Raw genomic sequence first — 17,645 nt, 5'->3', positions numbered from 1 at the left:
TGTATATTTTGAAATATAGAAAACTATACCTTATTTGTTTACATCGATTCTTCCTAAATCAATTTCCTCATCTTCATCTTCAAAATAGAAAGTATCCATACCGTCAATGATGGGGTGCATACTTTTCTTGTTTGCGTCAAAAGTATAAAGAAGACATGGTAGTAAAGTAAGGTTAGTCGTCATTGCAACAATTAGTGTTACCGAAGTCAACAAACCTAAAGCTTGAGTAGCTCCAAAAGTGGATCCCATAAAAATGGCAAAGCCAAAGAACAATACAATAGAAGTGTAAAGCATACTTGACCCAGTCTCTCTTAGCGCCATAATAACTGCTTTCTTCATATTATAATTATGAAGAACAATCTCTTGACGGTATTTTGCTAAGAAGTGAATACTATCATCAACTGAAATACCGAATGCGATACTAAACACAATCGCAGTACTTGGTTTCAGAGGAATGCCTAAGAAGCCCATCAGACCTAAAGTGAATAATAATGGAATGATATTCGGAATTAAAGAAATAATGATGATTCTTAAGTTTCCAAATAAAGTACCCATGATAATGGCAATCAAAACGAAGGCAATCAACATACTTTGCTTTAGGTTCTTGATTAAGAAATCATTACCCTTGATGAAGATTAATGTTGAACCAGTTACCATAGTTTCAAGTTTTGAACCTTCTACAATCTTAGCCAACTGTGGTCTGATCACACTGTCAACCAGGTAATCCATTTTAACCGAACCAATATCAGCCATGCTTGAAGAAACGCGGATATATCTTCCAGTAGAATCAATCATGGATTCACTCAATGAAGAGGAAGCTTCATCACTACTGTTTCTTAAATACTTCATGATATATGACATCTCACTTCTTGATGGAAGTTTGAAGTAATTAGAATCACTAGCATGAAAGGCTTGATTACCTGCTTTAAGGAAAGTATTAATAGAGATAGGTTGAGAAACTTCATCCAATGATGAAATAAAGTTTTCTATCTCTTCAACTTTAGCGAGAGTACCTTTCTTTAAGTATCCTTTTTTACGTCCGGTATCAATGATTAATTCAAATGGCATAACACCACTAAATTCCTCCTCAAAGAAACGTAAATCTTGTTTTACGTGATAATCTTCAGGTAAATCATCCACCATAAATGAGTTGGCTGTTACCTTATAACTACCATAAATAGAAAGAGCAACCATCACTGAAGTGAAAATATAAACCATTGTTCTATGGTGAAGCACTAGCATTTCCAATTGATGTATTAGCCAATTGGTAGGTTTGAAATCCAAGTGCTTAAGGTGTCTTACATCAGGGGCAGGTAGGTAAGAAAACACGATTGGAATAAAAGTGATACTAATAAAAAACGTCACAAAGATGTTTATACCAGCAACAATACCAAACTCCTGCATTGCTGTAATCCCTGTACTGATCAATACCATAAAACCAATTGCAGTGGTTGTATTGGTAATTAAAGTAACCACACCGATTTTCTTAATGATAAATGCAAGTGCATCTTTCTTTGGAGTTCCGTTGGCAAATTCTTGATGGTATTTGTTGAGAAGGTATATACAGTTAGGTATACCAATAACGACAAGCACCGGAGGAAGTAATCCAGTAAGAATAGTGATCTGATAATTGAGCAAGGATAGGGTTCCCATAATCCAAACAATCACAACACCAATCACTAATAGTGGATAAAAAACAGGTGAGAAAGATCTAAAGAACAGGAATAACACTATCGCTACAACGGCGATAGAGATGCCTAGGAAAATCATTGTTTCCTTCTTCACTTTGTCCGCCATAATTGATCGAACATAAGGCATACCAGCATAGTAGAGGTGAATTCCAGATTCTTTCTCAAACTGTACGGCTCTGGCCTCCAATTTTTTCATTACTGCAGTACGGTCTTTGGAGTTAAGGACCTCGGGGTCCATCTTAATGACCATAGCAGTGGCACCACCTTTACTGATTAGGCGATCTTTATACACTTTCAAGTTTTCAACAGCACCCAATATACTATCTAACTCGGCTTGAGTAGAAGGAGGAGTGTTAAAAAATTGCTTGACTTCAAATTTTTGAGAGTGTCTATTTGCTGTAAGATTGGGAGCGTCTGCAAGTGATAAAACACTTGTAATACCCTCTAATTCTTTGATTTCATCTCCCAGTTCCATAAACTTTTTAAAGTTATCCAACTCAAAAAGTTTTTCATCTTTTAAACCTAGCACAAACGAAGAAGCATCCTCTCCGAATAATTCTTGGAAACGGTTAAAGTTGATCATGTCTGGATCATCATCAGGAATAATTCTGATGTATTGATAAGACCATTTAACGTCCCTTGCATGATATCCCATGAAGATTGTTGAGATTGCAATGCACACTAAAATAGGAATTCTGTTACCAAGAATAAATTCTGCTATTTTTTTCCACATGATGTGTTTGAATTTGTAATAAGCCTATCACTTTTGAAGTAATAGGCTTATTGAAAAAAGAAATTTTGTAGTAAAGGAGTGTAAGGATTATTGCTTCATTCCTAACATTTTGATAGCTGCAACTGCTGCTTCAACACCTTTATTACCATGTTTTCCACCAGCTCTGTCAAAAGCTTGTTGCTCCGTATTTGGTGTCAACAGACCAAAAATGACAGGCTTGTTATATTTTAAAGATACATTCGTAACACCATGAGCGACTGCTTCACAGATAAAATCAAAGTGACGTGTTTCTCCTTGAATCACACATCCTAAAGTAATTACTGCGTCAATTTCTTCTTCTTGTGCCATTAATTGAGCACCAAAAGTTAGTTCAAATGCACCGGGTACGTCCTCTCTGTAAATATTCTCTTCTTTTCCGCCTTCTTTAAGTAGCGTTTCAACAACTGCGTCGTATAACGATTCAGTAATCTTAGGATTATATTCGGATATTACAATAGCAAATTTTTTGTTTGAAATATCGATTTCTTTCTTTTTCGAATACTCACTAAGACTTTTTAATGCTGTAGCCATTTCTTATATAATGATTAATGTTTTACTGCCTACAAAGTTATTAAATTTTATATCTTCTAATAACTTGATGCTTATTTTATAGATTCTTTAATTATAAAAATGCTATAATCTTAGAATTGTTAACCTAATTTCTTTTTATTGAATTACTCTTCATTAGTAATAGGCTCTTTTTTCATAAAAGCGTTGAAGATTAAACTAAAGAAAATGACCGATAAACATCCAATAACATTGTACCACAAAAAGGGTACTTCTGTAAAGAAGAATAAGTAAATAATAATTCCTTCAGAAATGATAGCCGCATAGAAAGTAGGTTTAGAGCCAATTTTCTTAAAGAAGAAAGCAATGGAGAAAACCCCCAATATGACACCATATACTAAAGATCCTAAGATATTAACTGCTTCTATTAAAGACCCTAGTTTGTTGGCAAAGGTGGCAAACAAAATGGCATAAAGTCCCCAACCGATGCTTACCATTTTTGATGCTGTAAGGTAATGCTGATCGGAAGCATCTTTTTTAAGAATCCTTTTATAAATATCAATAATGGTCGTTGAAGCTAGAGCATTAATTTCAGAGGAAGTGGATGACATACTTGCAGATAATATCACTGCAATCAATAATCCAATTAAACCTTGTGGTAAATATTCGATAACAAAATTCAAAAAGATGTAATTCGTATCATTCACATCTACCTCCGGCGCTTGCTTTTCAACTTTTTCAATGATCTCACTCTTTAAGGCTACTGTTTTGGCATTTTCTACCATTAAATGTGCTTTTGATGTTGAAATACTTTCTTCGTTACCAAAATTCAATGCCGCAGCGTAATCTAAAGCCGAAGATTCTCGTTTTTTCATTTGGTGAGAATATTCTTTTTGAAGTTGGTCAAAACCCTCTACTTTTTCAGTGGCTTCAATTAAGGCCACTTTGTTAAAAATAATAGGTGAGGGGTTGAAGTAATAGAATACAAAAACCATTGCTCCAATAAATAAGATCAAGAATTGCATTGGTATTTTAATCATGCCATTAAAAAGTAATGCTAATCTACTTTGTGCAATTGAAGCACCTGAAAGGTAACGTTGAACTTGTGATTGATCTGTACCGAAATAGGACATCGCTAGGAAAAATCCTCCAATAATACCTGACCATACATTGTATTTGCTAGAAGGGTCAAATTCAAAATCAACAGCATTTAATTTTCCTGCAACTCCAGCAATATGTAATGCATTAGAGAAGCTTACTTCATCTGGTAACATTTGAACAACCAACACTCCAGCGATAAGCATTCCCACAAAAATTACGGCCATTTGTAATTTTTGAGTTTGGTTTACAGCCTTTGTTCCTCCAATCACAGTGTAAGCGGTGACAATTACACCAATCACAATATTGGTGATATTGATATTCCAACCGAGTAGTGAGGATAAAATTAAGGAAGGGGCAAAAATAGTAAACCCTGCCGCTAAACCTCTTTGTGTGAGGAAAAGGATGGCAGTGAATGTTCTTGTTTTAAGATCAAATCTTTTCTCTAAGTATTCATAAGCAGTATAAACATTCATCTTGTGATAAATAGGTACTACTACACTTGAAAGAACCACCATGGCTATTGGAAGGCCAAAGTAAAATTGCACAAAACGCATCCCATCTACAAAAGCTTGACCTGGAGCTGATAGGAAGGTGATGGCACTGGCTTGAGTGGCCATAATCGATAGTGCCACCGTAAACCATTTTGCTTCTTTATTCCCTAAAAGGTAACTATTGATATCTTGTTGTTGTCTTGTTTTCCAAATACCATAGATCACAATAAAGGCCAATGTACTACAAAGTACTGCCCAATCTAAAATACTCATCTTTAGTTAAATGCTTTTGAAAAGATTGAAAATAGAGTGATAAGGACAACAAGTTCTCCTAACACAATTGCATAAAGTTGTTTCCAAGATTTGCCTACTGGAGGCTTTTGTTCTTTTTGATCCATTATTTTATATCTTTTGAATTAGAAGGTTTGTAATCAAGTAAGTTGGCAAAAAGTCGATAAGCCCCAGAAACACCTGCAGGAAGTTCTCTGAACCAAGAAATTCCACTATAGATGAATGCACCTTTTCCGTAGTCAGCAACTAATAGTGCTCCATTGACTGGATTTTCATTTGGATCTTGCATTTTTAGCACTGCAGTATATTCTTTACCCCATTCATTCGGGTAGTATAAACCTCTTTCTTGAACCCAATGATCAAAGTCTTTTTCGGAAATTTTATTGGGTGCGTTGAGGGTTCTATGTTTTGGAGCAATAAATGAAACCGGACTTTCTTCTACTGTAATTCTATCTCTTGATAGTTTTAAAGGATAGGGGCCAACTTGATCCACTTTTACTCTGAAAGAAGTATTATATTGTACGATTACAGTTCCACCTTCCTCTGCATATTTCAAGAATTCAGGTTGAAGGTATCTCATGTTTTCCAATACATTATAAGCTCTAATGCCAATAATTAAAGCATCATACTCTTTCAAAATAGAAGCTTTGATTTGCTCATGTGAAAGAACATCTACATGATATCCGGCTGCTTCTAACGACTCAGGAACAGCATCTCCAGCGCCCATTAAATAGGCAATTTTCTTCGCATTCCCTTTATCGATATTTAATTTGATAATTTTGGCTGAAGCAGGCTTTAAATAGACTTGTCTGTAAATGTGGTCATAATCAATTTTAATAAGACCTTGATTGTAGGTTTTGTTATTTCCTTCAATAACAGCCTTCAATTCTCCCTCACTATCTCTTTTAGGAGGTGTAATTGTGAATTTTACTTCCTCTTTTTGCCCTTTGTTGGACAACGCCACTGTTTTTTGTTGAGGTTCAATTTTCCATCCTTTAGGAGTTGCCAATTTTAGAGTTCCTTCAAAATTATCTGTATTAGAAAGCACTGAAACGGTAACTTCTTTAGAGTTGTTATCTCCAAATATCCATACGCTCTGATCAAGTGTAAGTGAAACCGGAGGAACAATTTTCAGAGGAATATATCTTTCACCTTTAGCTGGATAAACTCTTTTTTGCCAAATGTTTAGTGATTTGTGGACAGTAACCCCGTCTATATTCAATTGAATTTCAACAGGAATCTCTGAGAATTGCTCAGGTAAACCAATCATTTGTTGATCATTTACCACATACATCCCTTTTGTTGCTTTCTCTTTTAACCAATAAGGTTGAGAAACTTCAAAGTTTTCAGGAATCTGTATTTTAATTTCTTCTTTTAGAATTTTATTTTCAGTGAGTGTAGAGGATAGGCTTTTTTCTTCTAAATCACCAATTTTAATTTTTTCAATAGTGACTTTGCTTGCTGTTCTTACCAATGAAGATACATTGATGATTAATGAATCACCTTGTGCAACTAAACTTTCAGGTGTTAACGCCTCAAGCCATATACCTGCACATTCTAATAATAATTGATTTACTTTTTTAGTTTTTACAATTACCCAATGATTACTTTGATCGAGCTTTCCTAATTCTTCTTTTACTTTTATCAAATATGGTAACGCACTTGAAGGTTGTGTTGGGTGAAAATTACTTTGTAAAGTCTTTATAGCAGCTTGTAAAGCTTCGCTACCTTCAACTCTTGACCATGAAGTTTCTACACCTTCCATTGGATCTTTGTCGGCTTTGTCACCTTTCAATAACTTGAAATACTCGATATTTTCACCTCTATGTAAAGCAGCACCAAAACCTTGGCATTTATGTTTGGAACGAGCAGCCATTGCAATTTCTCCAACGGATTGACCTAAAACAGGGATGTATTCACCTGTGTCAATTCCAAGGTATTTATCCTTTTCAAATTTTTCGCCTTTCCCTCTAAAAAACCATGAATTAGTATTCCAGTAGATTCGTTTAGGTTGCCAAACATCAACGTATTTTAATTGTTCGGGGAATACCGTTGGATCTGCAGCTAATTCAAATGCTTCAACTGCAATAATCGCTGAAGTGGTATGGTGACCGTGAGTACGCCCACCTCTATCTGGTGAGAAACGAGTTACAATAATATCGGGTCTGAATTTTCTAATATTCCAAACTGCATCAGCAAGTACTTGATCTTTATCCCAAACTGAAAGTGTTTCTTCCGGGTTTTTTGAGTACCCGAAATCGTTGGCTCTAGAGAAAAATTGTTGACCACCGTCTACTTTTCTGGCTTCTATCAGTTCTTGAGTTCTTAAAATACCTAGCTCTTCTCTGATTTCTTTTCCTATTAGGTTTTGCCCACCATCACCACGTGTTAATGCGGTGTAAGCTGTTTCATAGCCTTTTGCTCTAGCGAAGTAACCAATTACTCTTTGGTTTTCATCGTCAGGGTGAGCCGCAAAATACATCACACTACCTAGCGTATTGAGATGATTAATTTCTTGAATGATTTTAGATACATTAGGTTGTCCATCTACTGGCGTTTGGGCATGTAATAGATGAGATAAAAATAGGCTGATAGATAAAATTAGAATTCTGATCTTCATTTCAATTAGAGATATTGGGAAATATATGCAAAAGGCATTCTAAAAGACCGTAATGAAAACCTTTCTCTTAGAATGCCTTTATTGATTTAAAAAGCGTATGATTAAATATCTTTATTTGCTTTTTTCCATTTTTTTGAAGCATTTGGTAACCAAGCTTCAATATCTTTAGTGATCATACCTTTGAAGAAGTTATATGCACCGTCAGGTTTTGCGTCGCCTGCAGTTCTAGCAGCAAGAGCAAAGTCTAAAGCTGCGTCATATTTACCCTCTTTAGCTAAGAATTGAGCCTTAGTCCACTGGTTCCAGAAATAATCTGGACGAGTAGCAATCGACATGTCAATTAATTCCATCGCTTTAGCTGGATCAGACTCAGCATAGTATTTAGCAGAGTTTTGATACGTTCTCCATACTTTACCAGCATCTTTTAAAGAAGCTTCAATATTAGCTTTAGTTAATTCAGCTGTAGGTACTGTTACAGTGAAAGAAACCATTGTTTTGTCCCACCATAAAGTGACTTTACCTTCAGTGTCTGAAACAGCTTCAATGATGTAAGTTAAACGCTCTCTGAAAGGACCTTCAGTTGCTTTTACGCTTACAGATGCAGCATTGTCAGCTTTAATTGCGGCCATATCTTGACCATCTTTTGTGTTGTAAGCAAAGATGCTTTTTCCTTTGCCATTGAAATGAACATCCCAATCCGCAGATTCTTGAGGAGTCATAAAGATATTATAAGTACCAGCTTTTACATCAGATCCACCGATTTGAACATCTGAGCTAAAAGTGATAGCAGTTGGAGCATTGGCACCCGCTCTCCATGCTTTACCATAAGGCTCTAATTCACCAAAAACTTTACGGCCTTTTACCGCTGGAGAAGAGTAATCGATTGTAATGGAAGTAACGCCAACTTTTTGAGTTACTGATGCACTTGGACTTGGTGCTGGAAGTTCTTGAGCTGTAACGCTCTGCACCGCAAATAATGCAATCGTTAATAAAGCTAGTAGCGATCTTTTAAACATGTTTATAAGTATTTAATTTAAAAATTTGAGAGTAAGTGACTCAAAAGTCGGGTCAATTAACCAAATAGAATTTAATAATTCAAATATATTATTGAATTTAATTGTAATATTAAAATACTTTTAATTGATGTGAAAATATCTAAAAAAGAGGGGGTTGCTCTACTAACTAAGTAGTATCGATATACTAGAAATTCCTTTTAGGTTTTGTATTATGATAAGGGAGTAGTTAGTTGAAATAATGTAGTAGAAAGAGATAAAAAAAACAAAACCTTATAAACGACAAAAAGGTTCAGGAAACCCGAACCTTTTTGCTAACCCAAAAACTAACTATTTCTCATTGCAATCGTGTTTGATTGCATTACAAACATACGAAGATATTTTATAAATACAATGAAAATTGTAATAATTTTACAAAAAATATTACTTTGGGAAGTAATGGAGGGGAGAATCTGGTCCAATTGGCAAATCTAAAACAAGCCAAACCGCCATTAAAACCACCCAAACAATCAAGAATGCAATAGAATAAGGTAGCATTGTGGCAATGACAGTTCCTATTCCTGCATTTTTATCATAACGCTGAATAAACGCTACAATTAATGCAAAATAAGACATCATCGGTGATATGATATTTGTGACACTATCGCCAATTCTGTAAGCGACTTGTGTTAATTCAGGAGAAATACCTACCAACATAAACATTGGTATAAAAACGGGCGCCATCAAAGTCCACTTTGCAGAGGCACTTCCCATTACTAGATTGATTAGTGCAGCTAGGAAAATAAAGCAAATCAACAATGGGATTTTATCCAATCCGATAGTTTCTAAAAACTGAGCACCTTTTACTGCACAAATCAAACCGAGGTTAGTCCATTTGAAATAGGCAACAAATTGAGCGGCAAAGAAAACCAATACAATATAGCTACTCATAGTTTCCATTGATTTTCCCATTCCTTTCATGATATCAGCATCATTTTTAAAAGTGCCAGCACCTTTACCATACGCTATACCGCAAACTGCTGCAATAATAAAGATCCAAGAAACAATACCTTTCATTAAAGCCGACTTGAAAATATTCTCAGGTTGATCTACACTTCTTAAGAAACCTTCCTCAGGTAGTATACCAATCAGAATAAATAAAGTAAGCATAATAGCAGTAATACCTGCATAAATCAACCCTCGTCTTTCTTCTGGAGTTACATTGTGCATTTCTTCAGGTTCAATATCTCCTTTATATTCTCCCAGTCGAGGTATCACAATTTTTTCCGTAACTATCGTACCTGCTATACCTATAAAGAAGGTAGATACAAACATGAAGTAGTAATTACAGGCCGCATTGATAGAGTAATCTGGATCGATAATTTGAGCAGCTTCCTGCGAAATACCTTGTAATAGGGGATCGATAGTTCCTAATAAAAGGTTGGCAGAGTACCCACCAGATACACCAGCAAAGGCAGCCGCAAGACCAGCAATTGGATGTTTACCAAAGGCAAGAAATATTACTGCTGATAGTGGAACCAATAATACATAGCCTACTTCACTTGCTGTATTGGATAATACGCCGGCAAAAACAACCACAAATGTGATAATGCTTTTTGGAGATTTTAAAACTAAGATGCGAATAAGAGTACCAATAAGTCCACTCCCTTCTGCAATACCAATACCTAGCATAGCAACAAGTACTACACCTAATGGAGCAAAATCTGTAAAATTCTTTACCAATTTTGTCAGCATCAAATAAATCCCTTTTTGTGATATAAGGTTGACAACTGAAATGGTTTCTCCTGTACCGGGATGAATTACACTTAAATCTGTTTGAGCAAAAACCCAAGAAAGAATCACTACACCAAATGCAAAGCCAGCAAAAAGCGTTGCAGGGTGAGGTAAAGCATTTCCTACTTTTTCAATAAAAGATAGAAAACGATCAATAAAACTTGACTTTTTCTGAATGTCGTTCATGTATTAATAGTTTATTTAGTATTTTTTAGCAAGCTCTGATAGATATGTTTCGTTTAGCGATTTTTGATTTCAATAAATTGAACTTGCTGTACAATATGGTTAAGATTTCTTCTGAGTTTCAAAACGTATTCATTTAATACGATTCACGCTTTGAACATCCTAAAAATAAAAAATCAAACAAAAATAAGGAGAGTTTTGGAATTCTCGTCAGATAAAGGGTTCACAAGTGCAATTTTGAATTTTATTTGCAACTAAGTGTATTTAATAAAACGTAAATGAGATGCTTCTTTAGAATGTTATTGAAGTTTATTTGATAGAGTGAGGATGTGAGTAGTTATTTTTTCTTATCATGATTTAGCAATTGATATGAAAATCAAACTTTTTTATAGTCATCTCTCCTTTGTTATTAAGAATATTTCAGTTTATAACTACACCTTTTATTCATCCTCAAAGGTTGAAATAACGAATAATTTAAGCGTAACTCACTTTAAAATCATTTCGTACAACTTGCAAGAGTAAAAACAAAAACACTATATTTGATTAAGCTACCTAAGGTCATTTGTCATAAATAATTATCGTCATATAGTTTTTGTAATGCTCAAAACAAATAAAAATTTAAACAGTTTTTATGAGTAACAATTGGAAAGATAGATTGTCAAGACCACTTAGTTTAGCAATTATGTAATAGAATAAATAAATGGGATGAATTTAGAGTAGAGGCAAACATATTATACTATTTGCTGTTTTATAGCACATAATTTCTTCACTCTTTTAAAATATTCCCAATACCATTTGTTCTATTACCTGGAATAGAAAAACCATATTATGGCTAATAGATTAGACAAAACACAACATCAAGGGTTCGGGACAGCTCCCGTATTTTTTACTTCAATTAGTACAATTTTAGGGGCAATTCTCTTCTTGAGATTCGGTTATGCAGTAGCCAACTTAGGATTATTATCATGTTTGGTAATGGTACTTGTTGGGCATTTAGTAACGATTCCTACTGCAATGGCTATTTCCGAAATAGCAACGAACCAAAAAGTACAAGGTGGAGGTGTTTATTATATCATTTCAAGATCATTCGGTATTACTATTGGAGGTGCAATTGGTATTTCACTTTATCTATCACAGGCCATTAGTACTGCCTTCTATATTATTGCATTCGCAGAAGCCTTTCGACCATTATTTCCATTACTAGAAACTTATGGTATTGTAGATCTAAATTTGAGGTGGATTACAATTCCTATTACCATTGGTTTGATTGCATTGGTGATTTATAAGGGTGCTGATCTTGGAATGAGAACCTTATATATAGTAGTTGGGATATTATTTCTTTCATTATTGTCGTTTTTTGCGGGAACAACAGAGTTCGCTCAAGAATTAACGAAGATTGATTGGAATGGTCACATTGATAATGGAGATAGTTTCTTTAAAGTACTCGCTATTTGTTTCCCTGCTTTTACAGGTATTGCAGCAGGAGTGGGGCTTTCGGGTGACTTGAAATCTCCAGAACAATCAATTCCTATTGGAACCATGTTAGCAGGTGTTTTTGGAATGATTGTTTATATGTTTGTCGCTTACAAATTATCAGTCTCGGCTTCTCTTACTGACTTAGATAGTGATCCACTAATCATGACGGATATCTCACTTTGGGGACCAATGGTACCTATTGGGTTAGCAGCGGCAGCACTATCTTCTGCAATTGGTTCAATTTTAGTTGCACCAAGAACGCTTCAAGCCATTGCAGAAGATAAAGTATTACCTAATCAATCCGTAAACAAATGGTTGGGGTATATTACAAAGGACTCAGGGGAACCATTAAATTCTTCATTAGTGACTTCTTTTGTGACGGTAGTATTTGTTCTGATTGGCGATATTGATATTGTAGCACAGATCATTACGATGTTCTTCATGGTAACTTATGGTGCCATCTGCTTGATTTCATTTTTAGAGCACTTTGCATCAGATCCTGCATACAGACCCGTATTCAAATCAAAGCCTATTATCTCATTAGTGGGTGCAGTAATGTGTCTTTATTTGATGTTCAAAATCTCGGTGACTTATACCATGATCGCATTAGTATTTATGGTAATTCTTTATCAGATGGTTCGTCGATTTACACCAAATAAAGAAGGGCTGAAAGCAATTTTTCAAGGTGTTATTTTCCAGTTAAGTAGACAGTTTCAAATCTTTCTTCAGAAGACAGAAATTGATAATGAGGAGGATCACTGGAGACCTGCTGTTGTTTGTGTGAGTAGAAATACCTTCAAACGTTTTTCAGCATTTAATCTAGTCAAATGGATAGCACATAAATATGGCTTTGCTACTTATATTCATTTGATTGATGGTTATCTATCAAAAGAAACCAATAAGGAAGCACAAAAAGACCTCGATAGATTGATTAAAATTTCAGAGGCAAGTAATTCGAAGGTGTATTTAGATACAATGATTAGTCCTTCTATGACTTCAGTAATTGCACAAGTGATTCAGTTACCTTCTGTAGCTGGTAAAGAAAATAACATGTTGATGTTTGAGTTTTCGAAGAAAAACAATGATGATGGCTTGAAGCAGGTAATTGACAACTTTAAACTGATGTCAGTGACAGGAAACGATATTTGTGTATTAGCATCAGATGAAAGAAATTTTGGATATAAAACAGAAATACATATTTGGTTAACCCCTAAGGACCTTGAAAATGCAAACTTGATGATTCTTTTGGCGTTTATTATTATAGGTCACCCAGAGTGGAGTAATGCTAAAATTACGTTGTTGGCTTGTTTCCCTGATGCAGAATTGGAGATGAGAAGAGAGCAAATTTTAAAGCTTATCAAAACAGGCCGTTTACCAATTTCAAAAAATAATGTCCGCTTGATTTCAAGAGCTGATAATGTAGATATTAAAACAGTAATTAATACCACTTCTCAAGATGCAGATCTTACTATTGTTGGGTTAAGATTAGAAGCATTGAAGAAGGTCAATGAGCAGGTTTTCTATGGATACGATGATATAGGAGATGTATTATTCATACATACTGCTCAAGGGAAGGATATTTCTTAGTAATATCCTTCATAAGTCCTAAGTCAAAATTATTGAATACATTCATAGTTTTGACTTAAGGCTAATTTAGAATACGAACCAATACTTACAAAGTAATCGAAAGTTGTTTACTTTGTTATAACACATACTTTAAACACATTTAACTATCATGACTTACTATTACAGATTAGGTGAAATACCACCTAAGCGACATACTCAATTTAGGCAGCCAGATGGTTCTCTTTATCATGAAGAACTGGTGAGCTCGTTGGGTTTTTCTGGTATTTACTCCAATTTATACCACAAAGTTCCTCCAACTAAAGTAAAGGAAATTAAACTTTCAACTCCCTATGGCTATAAAATTTTAGAGGGTTATGGGTTGAAAATGACACACCTAAAGACTGCTGAAATAAGTGAAACAGGAAGCGATTTTCTTTCAGCAAGGTTACCACTGATGGCCAATAATCAATGCGTGATTTCATTGTGTTATCCTAAGCAATTAGAAATGAATGATTATTTCAAAAATGCTGATGGAGATGAAATGATCTATGTTTATGAAGGAAAAGGTGAGATGCATACGCAGTTTGGGGTAGTTCCTTTTCAAAAAGGAGATTACATTGTAATTCCTAGAACAACCATTTATAAAATGGAATTTGATAAAGAACAACCTCAGAAATTTCTGATTGTAGAATCGAAAATGCCTATAGAAACGGTTGGAAGATACAGAAATGAACTTGGTCAACTCTTAGAACACTCTCCCTATTGTGAAAGAGACCTTCATCCACCTGTGAGGTTATCAGATCTTGATATGTCGTTAGGGGAATATTCAATGAAAATAAAAAAAGGAAATGAATTACATCATTATATCTATGAAAACTCCCCGTTTGATATTATAGGTTGGGATGGTTTTCTATATCCTTATACATTTTCAATTTACGACTTTGAACCTATCACCGGAAGGTTACATCAGCCACCTCCTGTACATCAAACCTTCCAAGCAAGAGGAGCGTTTGTTGTATGCTCCTTTGTACCGAGGCTTTTTGATTACCATCCATTGAGCATACCAGCACCATACAATCACTCCAACATCGATTCTGATGAAGTATTGTTTTATACTGAGGGTAATTTTATGAGCAGAAAAGGAATTGCACAAGGTGCATTCACATTGCATCCAGGAGGTATTCCACATGGTCCACATCCAGGTACTATGGAAAAAAGTATAGGAAAGAAAGGGACAGAAGAATATGCCGTAATGGTAGATACGTTTGCTCCATTATATATAACCGAAGCAGCGGAATCATTTATCGATAAAGAATATCCTTTTAGTTGGTTATAGAATTTTGTAATATAATTTTATAAAAAACAACGAGGCCATTATAATCTTTTTTATAATGGCCTCGTTAATGATTAATCTAATTCAATTTCTTTTTTTGAATATTGCGTGATTGCTGCTAGATCATTTTCATTGATATAATTATATAATCTAGTATATCCGATATCCAAAAGTCTACTGATTTTAGCTATGCTTTTTCCTTCATCAAGGTATTTTTTAATTAAGTCTTTCTTGCGCTGTGCAATTTCCTTACGATGAGACTGACCCATTTTACGGATACGGTCTAATTGTAAAGGACGTTGCTCCAGAAGACGTGTGGACTTGTCCGCTTGCGTTTCCCAAAATAAGTTGATAGGAGCCAAGTTTTTATAATCCCAATCTCTGTAGGCCAATTTGTGACTTTTTGAGGGCTTCAGTTTACCTAAATCTCTCAAAATGATTTCAGCAATGGCTAAAGACTTCCATTTTCCGTCTTCATTAACCCTGATAAACAAGCATGAACCATTATCTGAGATACGATGATATTTATCTTTGTAATGATAATAATCGTGACCATCAATCGGTTTCTCTGCTGTTTTCTTAGAAGGTTTACAGCTTTTTACAAACTTTTCAGAATAATCTGGAATATATTTTCTTTTAGTAGCAAACCTTGTTTTCAAGGTACACCACTCTAAATTATCAACTTGATTATTGGACTTATCGCCATCCTTGTGGATTACAATCTGTCCTTCTTCTTTTGGTTTGTCAAGAAACATCTCAGCTACCAAACGGTGTACGTAAAATGATTTCTTTTTCCCATTTACTTTGCAATCAATGGATAGATAACCACCTCCTATGTCTCTTCCTTTAATAAGTTCACCTTTTTGAGAACGAGCATAAGACTTTACTTTACCGTTATTACTAATTTCATACTTCTTATCAGTAAAGGGTAGTTCAACCCAGATTTCTTCTGTAGTTGTTTTTTCGGGCGAAGTAGTTTTCATAATTCGACTGTTTCAATTAAGATAGTTAAATTTGTAGTGATAGATTATAACTTCGATACTTGTATTTATTTAAAAAAGAAAGAGGTTATAATTTTGTGTACTATTTGTAAACGTAAATCGTAAGGAAAATCAATTAATGAATGCTATACGTTAATAGAACTGTTGTTTATATTTAAATGCAAGATACGATAAAACATCTCCGAAGGTATTAAGAATCTCTTTCGTCTGATCATCAACTTTTTTCCCTCTAGTTCGAAGTAATAATAACCCAAATATCCCATTTATACAAATTTGTATTGGATTAGTAATTAAACCGTCAGCAATTTTTAAGTTATTCTCAATATGTGGAGACGCATTTTGATAAATTTTCAAGTAATCTTCATCTTCTTTTAGAAGATTATCATGAATTGAAGAAATTGTATCAATTTCGTTTTGTGCCCATGAACAATGTCCTTCCTTCATCACTTCCTCACTTTCCATAAGGTTCATGAGTTCTTTGTGCCAGTTCAGCACTTCCTCTTTTTCCTCTTCAGTTAATTTTGTAATATGCTTAAGCACATACTCTTTTATATCTTCAAAATTAAAATTAAAGGCTCTCAATAACTCCTCGGATTGATAAATATATATGATATACTCACATATATTTTCTTTCTTTTTTTTATCTGCTATTATCATTAATGCAAGTTCTAAACACGTAAATAGCTATTTGGTATAAATTCTTGAATAGCTATCATTATTGCAATACCAATGAGCAACTATTTAAATACAATTTTAGTTTTCTTTATGTTATAAGATGTTGTTGTATAAGTAGATTAAAAAGCGAACATCAAATTTATATTATTACATAAAAAAATCTCTTGACAAGATTTAAACAATCTTCAAATAGTGGCTGTTTTTTTATTTAAAAGGCAAAAAAAAAGGAAATAGATGATAAAACAAATATTTCCTCTAATAATAATATTTTATTTAGAATTATTTTTTGCTTTTGATGTTAAGCACCTCTTGATCTAGTCTCCAAATTGCTTCTTGCATTTCAGAAAAAGAATCATTTGTTTCTTTCTCAGGGAAGTCTCTTGAGATATGAGCAACGAGACGCCACATTTCGCTGATTTCAAGTGCACTAACCTCGTAGGGAGAGTACTTAAGGTTAGTAGACTTAAGAATAAAGCTGTTGTTATTATTGATGTTATTGTATACCTTTTTCAATACAAAACCTTCTGATTTTGTTGTAACTATACAAACAGACCCTTCTCTGATACTTTTCCAGTCTTCAATATATTCTCCAATTATTATTGTACCTTCTTCAAGAGGAGGCATAGAGTCACCTGTAATTTCAAATGCTCTGTAAGTCTTTCCCTTCGGTAAGAATGGAAGCGTATATTTTGGGAGGTTTTTAAAGAATGAAGTATCTGAATATCCCGCAGCATATCCTGCTCTAGCTTTTTCTGGAACTAAAACTATATTTTCTTCATCCGTTTCCTTATCAGTGGGTATTGCTAAGATGCGCATTCCTTTACCAGAAATATGCTCTTCTGTATTTTCTCTTTTTTGAACGCTGATAGGATCCATTAGTGTAAGATCCTTGGTCAAAATATCATCAATTGCGACATTAAAATAATGAGATATGCGCTCTAAACGGAAATAATTGGGCTCTGCACGTCCGTCTTCATAAGAGGATACAGCACTTCTTGAGACCACATCTTCTTCTGTACTTAATTGATCTCCTAATTCCGTTTGACTTAATTTGGGCTTCTGTTGTTGTCTTAAAAACCTTAGGTTTTTTCCAAATTTTGATGGTATTTTCGACATTTGATGATTTTTTACACGTAGGAATACTAAAATTTT

Annotated in this window: 12 protein-coding genes; 2 read left to right on the top strand and 10 right to left on the bottom strand. The window is 34.4% G+C overall.

Features of this window, described 5'->3' with window-relative positions; genetic code table 11:
• Positions 1-30 precede the first annotated feature (30 nt).
• From IC221_RS05415 to IC221_RS05390, 7 genes are all read right to left on the bottom strand, one after another.
• Positions 31-2,424 carry an RND family transporter gene (locus IC221_RS05415; RefSeq protein WP_188167987.1) on the bottom strand — a complete coding sequence of 798 codons (2,394 nt, stop codon included), beginning with the start codon at positions 2,422-2,424 and terminating at the stop codon, positions 31-33.
• A gap of 87 nt (positions 2,425-2,511) precedes the next feature.
• Positions 2,512-2,994: a 6,7-dimethyl-8-ribityllumazine synthase gene (gene ribH, locus IC221_RS05410; protein WP_062615848.1), complete on the bottom strand. Its 483-nt coding sequence runs from the start codon at positions 2,992-2,994 to the stop codon at positions 2,512-2,514.
• Positions 2,995-3,137: 143 nt separating this feature from the next.
• The gene (locus IC221_RS05405; protein WP_188167986.1) at positions 3,138-4,835 is read right to left on the bottom strand and encodes a sodium:solute symporter; all 1,698 of its coding nucleotides are present in this window, start codon (positions 4,833-4,835) and stop codon (positions 3,138-3,140) included.
• Positions 4,836-4,837: 2 nt separating this feature from the next.
• Positions 4,838-4,960 carry a hypothetical protein gene (locus IC221_RS29740; RefSeq protein WP_255516019.1) on the bottom strand — a complete coding sequence of 41 codons (123 nt, stop codon included), beginning with the start codon at positions 4,958-4,960 and terminating at the stop codon, positions 4,838-4,840.
• Complete coding sequence (locus tag IC221_RS05400; protein ID WP_188167985.1) at positions 4,960-7,473, bottom strand: PIG-L family deacetylase; 2,514 nt, start codon at positions 7,471-7,473, stop codon at positions 4,960-4,962. The genes IC221_RS29740 and IC221_RS05400 overlap by 1 nt, the downstream gene beginning before the upstream one ends.
• Before the next feature lie 101 nt (positions 7,474-7,574).
• A complete protein-coding gene (locus IC221_RS05395) occupies positions 7,575-8,489 on the bottom strand; it encodes a DUF2911 domain-containing protein (protein WP_188167984.1) in 915 nt (304 codons plus the stop codon).
• A 420-nt stretch (positions 8,490-8,909) separates the two neighbouring features.
• The gene (locus IC221_RS05390; protein WP_188167983.1) at positions 8,910-10,445 is read right to left on the bottom strand and encodes an AbgT family transporter; all 1,536 of its coding nucleotides are present in this window, start codon (positions 10,443-10,445) and stop codon (positions 8,910-8,912) included.
• A gap of 825 nt (positions 10,446-11,270) precedes the next feature.
• On the opposite strand from IC221_RS05390, the gene IC221_RS05385 reads away from it, so the two are divergent.
• Both IC221_RS05385 and IC221_RS05380 read left to right on the top strand, forming a co-directional pair.
• A complete protein-coding gene (locus IC221_RS05385) occupies positions 11,271-13,505 on the top strand; it encodes an amino acid permease (RefSeq protein WP_044212975.1) in 2,235 nt (744 codons plus the stop codon).
• A 148-nt stretch (positions 13,506-13,653) separates the two neighbouring features.
• Positions 13,654-14,820: a homogentisate 1,2-dioxygenase gene (locus IC221_RS05380; RefSeq protein WP_188167982.1), complete on the top strand. Its 1,167-nt coding sequence runs from the start codon at positions 13,654-13,656 to the stop codon at positions 14,818-14,820.
• Between the two features lie 71 nt (positions 14,821-14,891).
• Here the strand turns inward: IC221_RS05380 and IC221_RS05375 are convergent, their stop codons facing one another.
• From IC221_RS05375 to IC221_RS05365, 3 genes are all read right to left on the bottom strand, one after another.
• The gene (locus tag IC221_RS05375; RefSeq protein WP_052444813.1) at positions 14,892-15,800 is read right to left on the bottom strand and encodes an NUMOD4 motif-containing HNH endonuclease; all 909 of its coding nucleotides are present in this window, start codon (positions 15,798-15,800) and stop codon (positions 14,892-14,894) included.
• 150 nt (positions 15,801-15,950) lie between these two features.
• Complete coding sequence (locus IC221_RS05370) at positions 15,951-16,475, bottom strand: DUF4924 family protein (RefSeq protein ID WP_188167981.1); 525 nt, start codon at positions 16,473-16,475, stop codon at positions 15,951-15,953.
• Positions 16,476-16,772: 297 nt separating this feature from the next.
• Positions 16,773-17,609 carry a LexA family transcriptional regulator gene (locus IC221_RS05365; protein ID WP_044212980.1) on the bottom strand — a complete coding sequence of 279 codons (837 nt, stop codon included), beginning with the start codon at positions 17,607-17,609 and terminating at the stop codon, positions 16,773-16,775.
• Positions 17,610-17,645 lie beyond the last annotated feature (36 nt).

The sequence above is a fragment of the Flammeovirga sp. EKP202 genome, assembly GCF_014534745.1.
Lineage (GTDB): Bacteria > Bacteroidota > Bacteroidia > Cytophagales > Flammeovirgaceae > Flammeovirga.
The sequence above is the reverse complement of the archived record's forward strand: the minus strand, read 5'-3'. Positions and strand labels throughout refer to the sequence as shown.

Excerpts from the sequence above, each read along its gene's own strand:
- IC221_RS29740 (WP_255516019.1), bottom strand. The coding sequence starts at position 4,960 with ATGGATCAAAAAGAACAAAAGCCTCCAGTAGGCAAATCTTGGAAACAA.
- IC221_RS05370 (WP_188167981.1), bottom strand. The coding sequence starts at position 16,475 with ATGATAATAGCAGATAAAAAAAAGAAAGAAAATATATGTGAGTATATC.
- IC221_RS05395 (WP_188167984.1), bottom strand. The coding sequence starts at position 8,489 with ATGTTTAAAAGATCGCTACTAGCTTTATTAACGATTGCATTATTTGCG.
- IC221_RS05385 (WP_044212975.1), top strand. The coding sequence starts at position 11,271 with ATGGCTAATAGATTAGACAAAACACAACATCAAGGGTTCGGGACAGCT.
- IC221_RS05405 (WP_188167986.1), bottom strand. The coding sequence starts at position 4,835 with ATGAGTATTTTAGATTGGGCAGTACTTTGTAGTACATTGGCCTTTATT.
- IC221_RS05390 (WP_188167983.1), bottom strand. The coding sequence starts at position 10,445 with ATGAACGACATTCAGAAAAAGTCAAGTTTTATTGATCGTTTTCTATCT.
- IC221_RS05380 (WP_188167982.1), top strand. The coding sequence starts at position 13,654 with ATGACTTACTATTACAGATTAGGTGAAATACCACCTAAGCGACATACT.
- IC221_RS05415 (WP_188167987.1), bottom strand. The coding sequence starts at position 2,424 with ATGTGGAAAAAAATAGCAGAATTTATTCTTGGTAACAGAATTCCTATT.
- IC221_RS05400 (WP_188167985.1), bottom strand. The coding sequence starts at position 7,473 with ATGAAGATCAGAATTCTAATTTTATCTATCAGCCTATTTTTATCTCAT.
- IC221_RS05375 (WP_052444813.1), bottom strand. The coding sequence starts at position 15,800 with ATGAAAACTACTTCGCCCGAAAAAACAACTACAGAAGAAATCTGGGTT.
- IC221_RS05365 (WP_044212980.1), bottom strand. The coding sequence starts at position 17,609 with ATGTCGAAAATACCATCAAAATTTGGAAAAAACCTAAGGTTTTTAAGA.
- ribH (WP_062615848.1), bottom strand. The coding sequence starts at position 2,994 with ATGGCTACAGCATTAAAAAGTCTTAGTGAGTATTCGAAAAAGAAAGAA.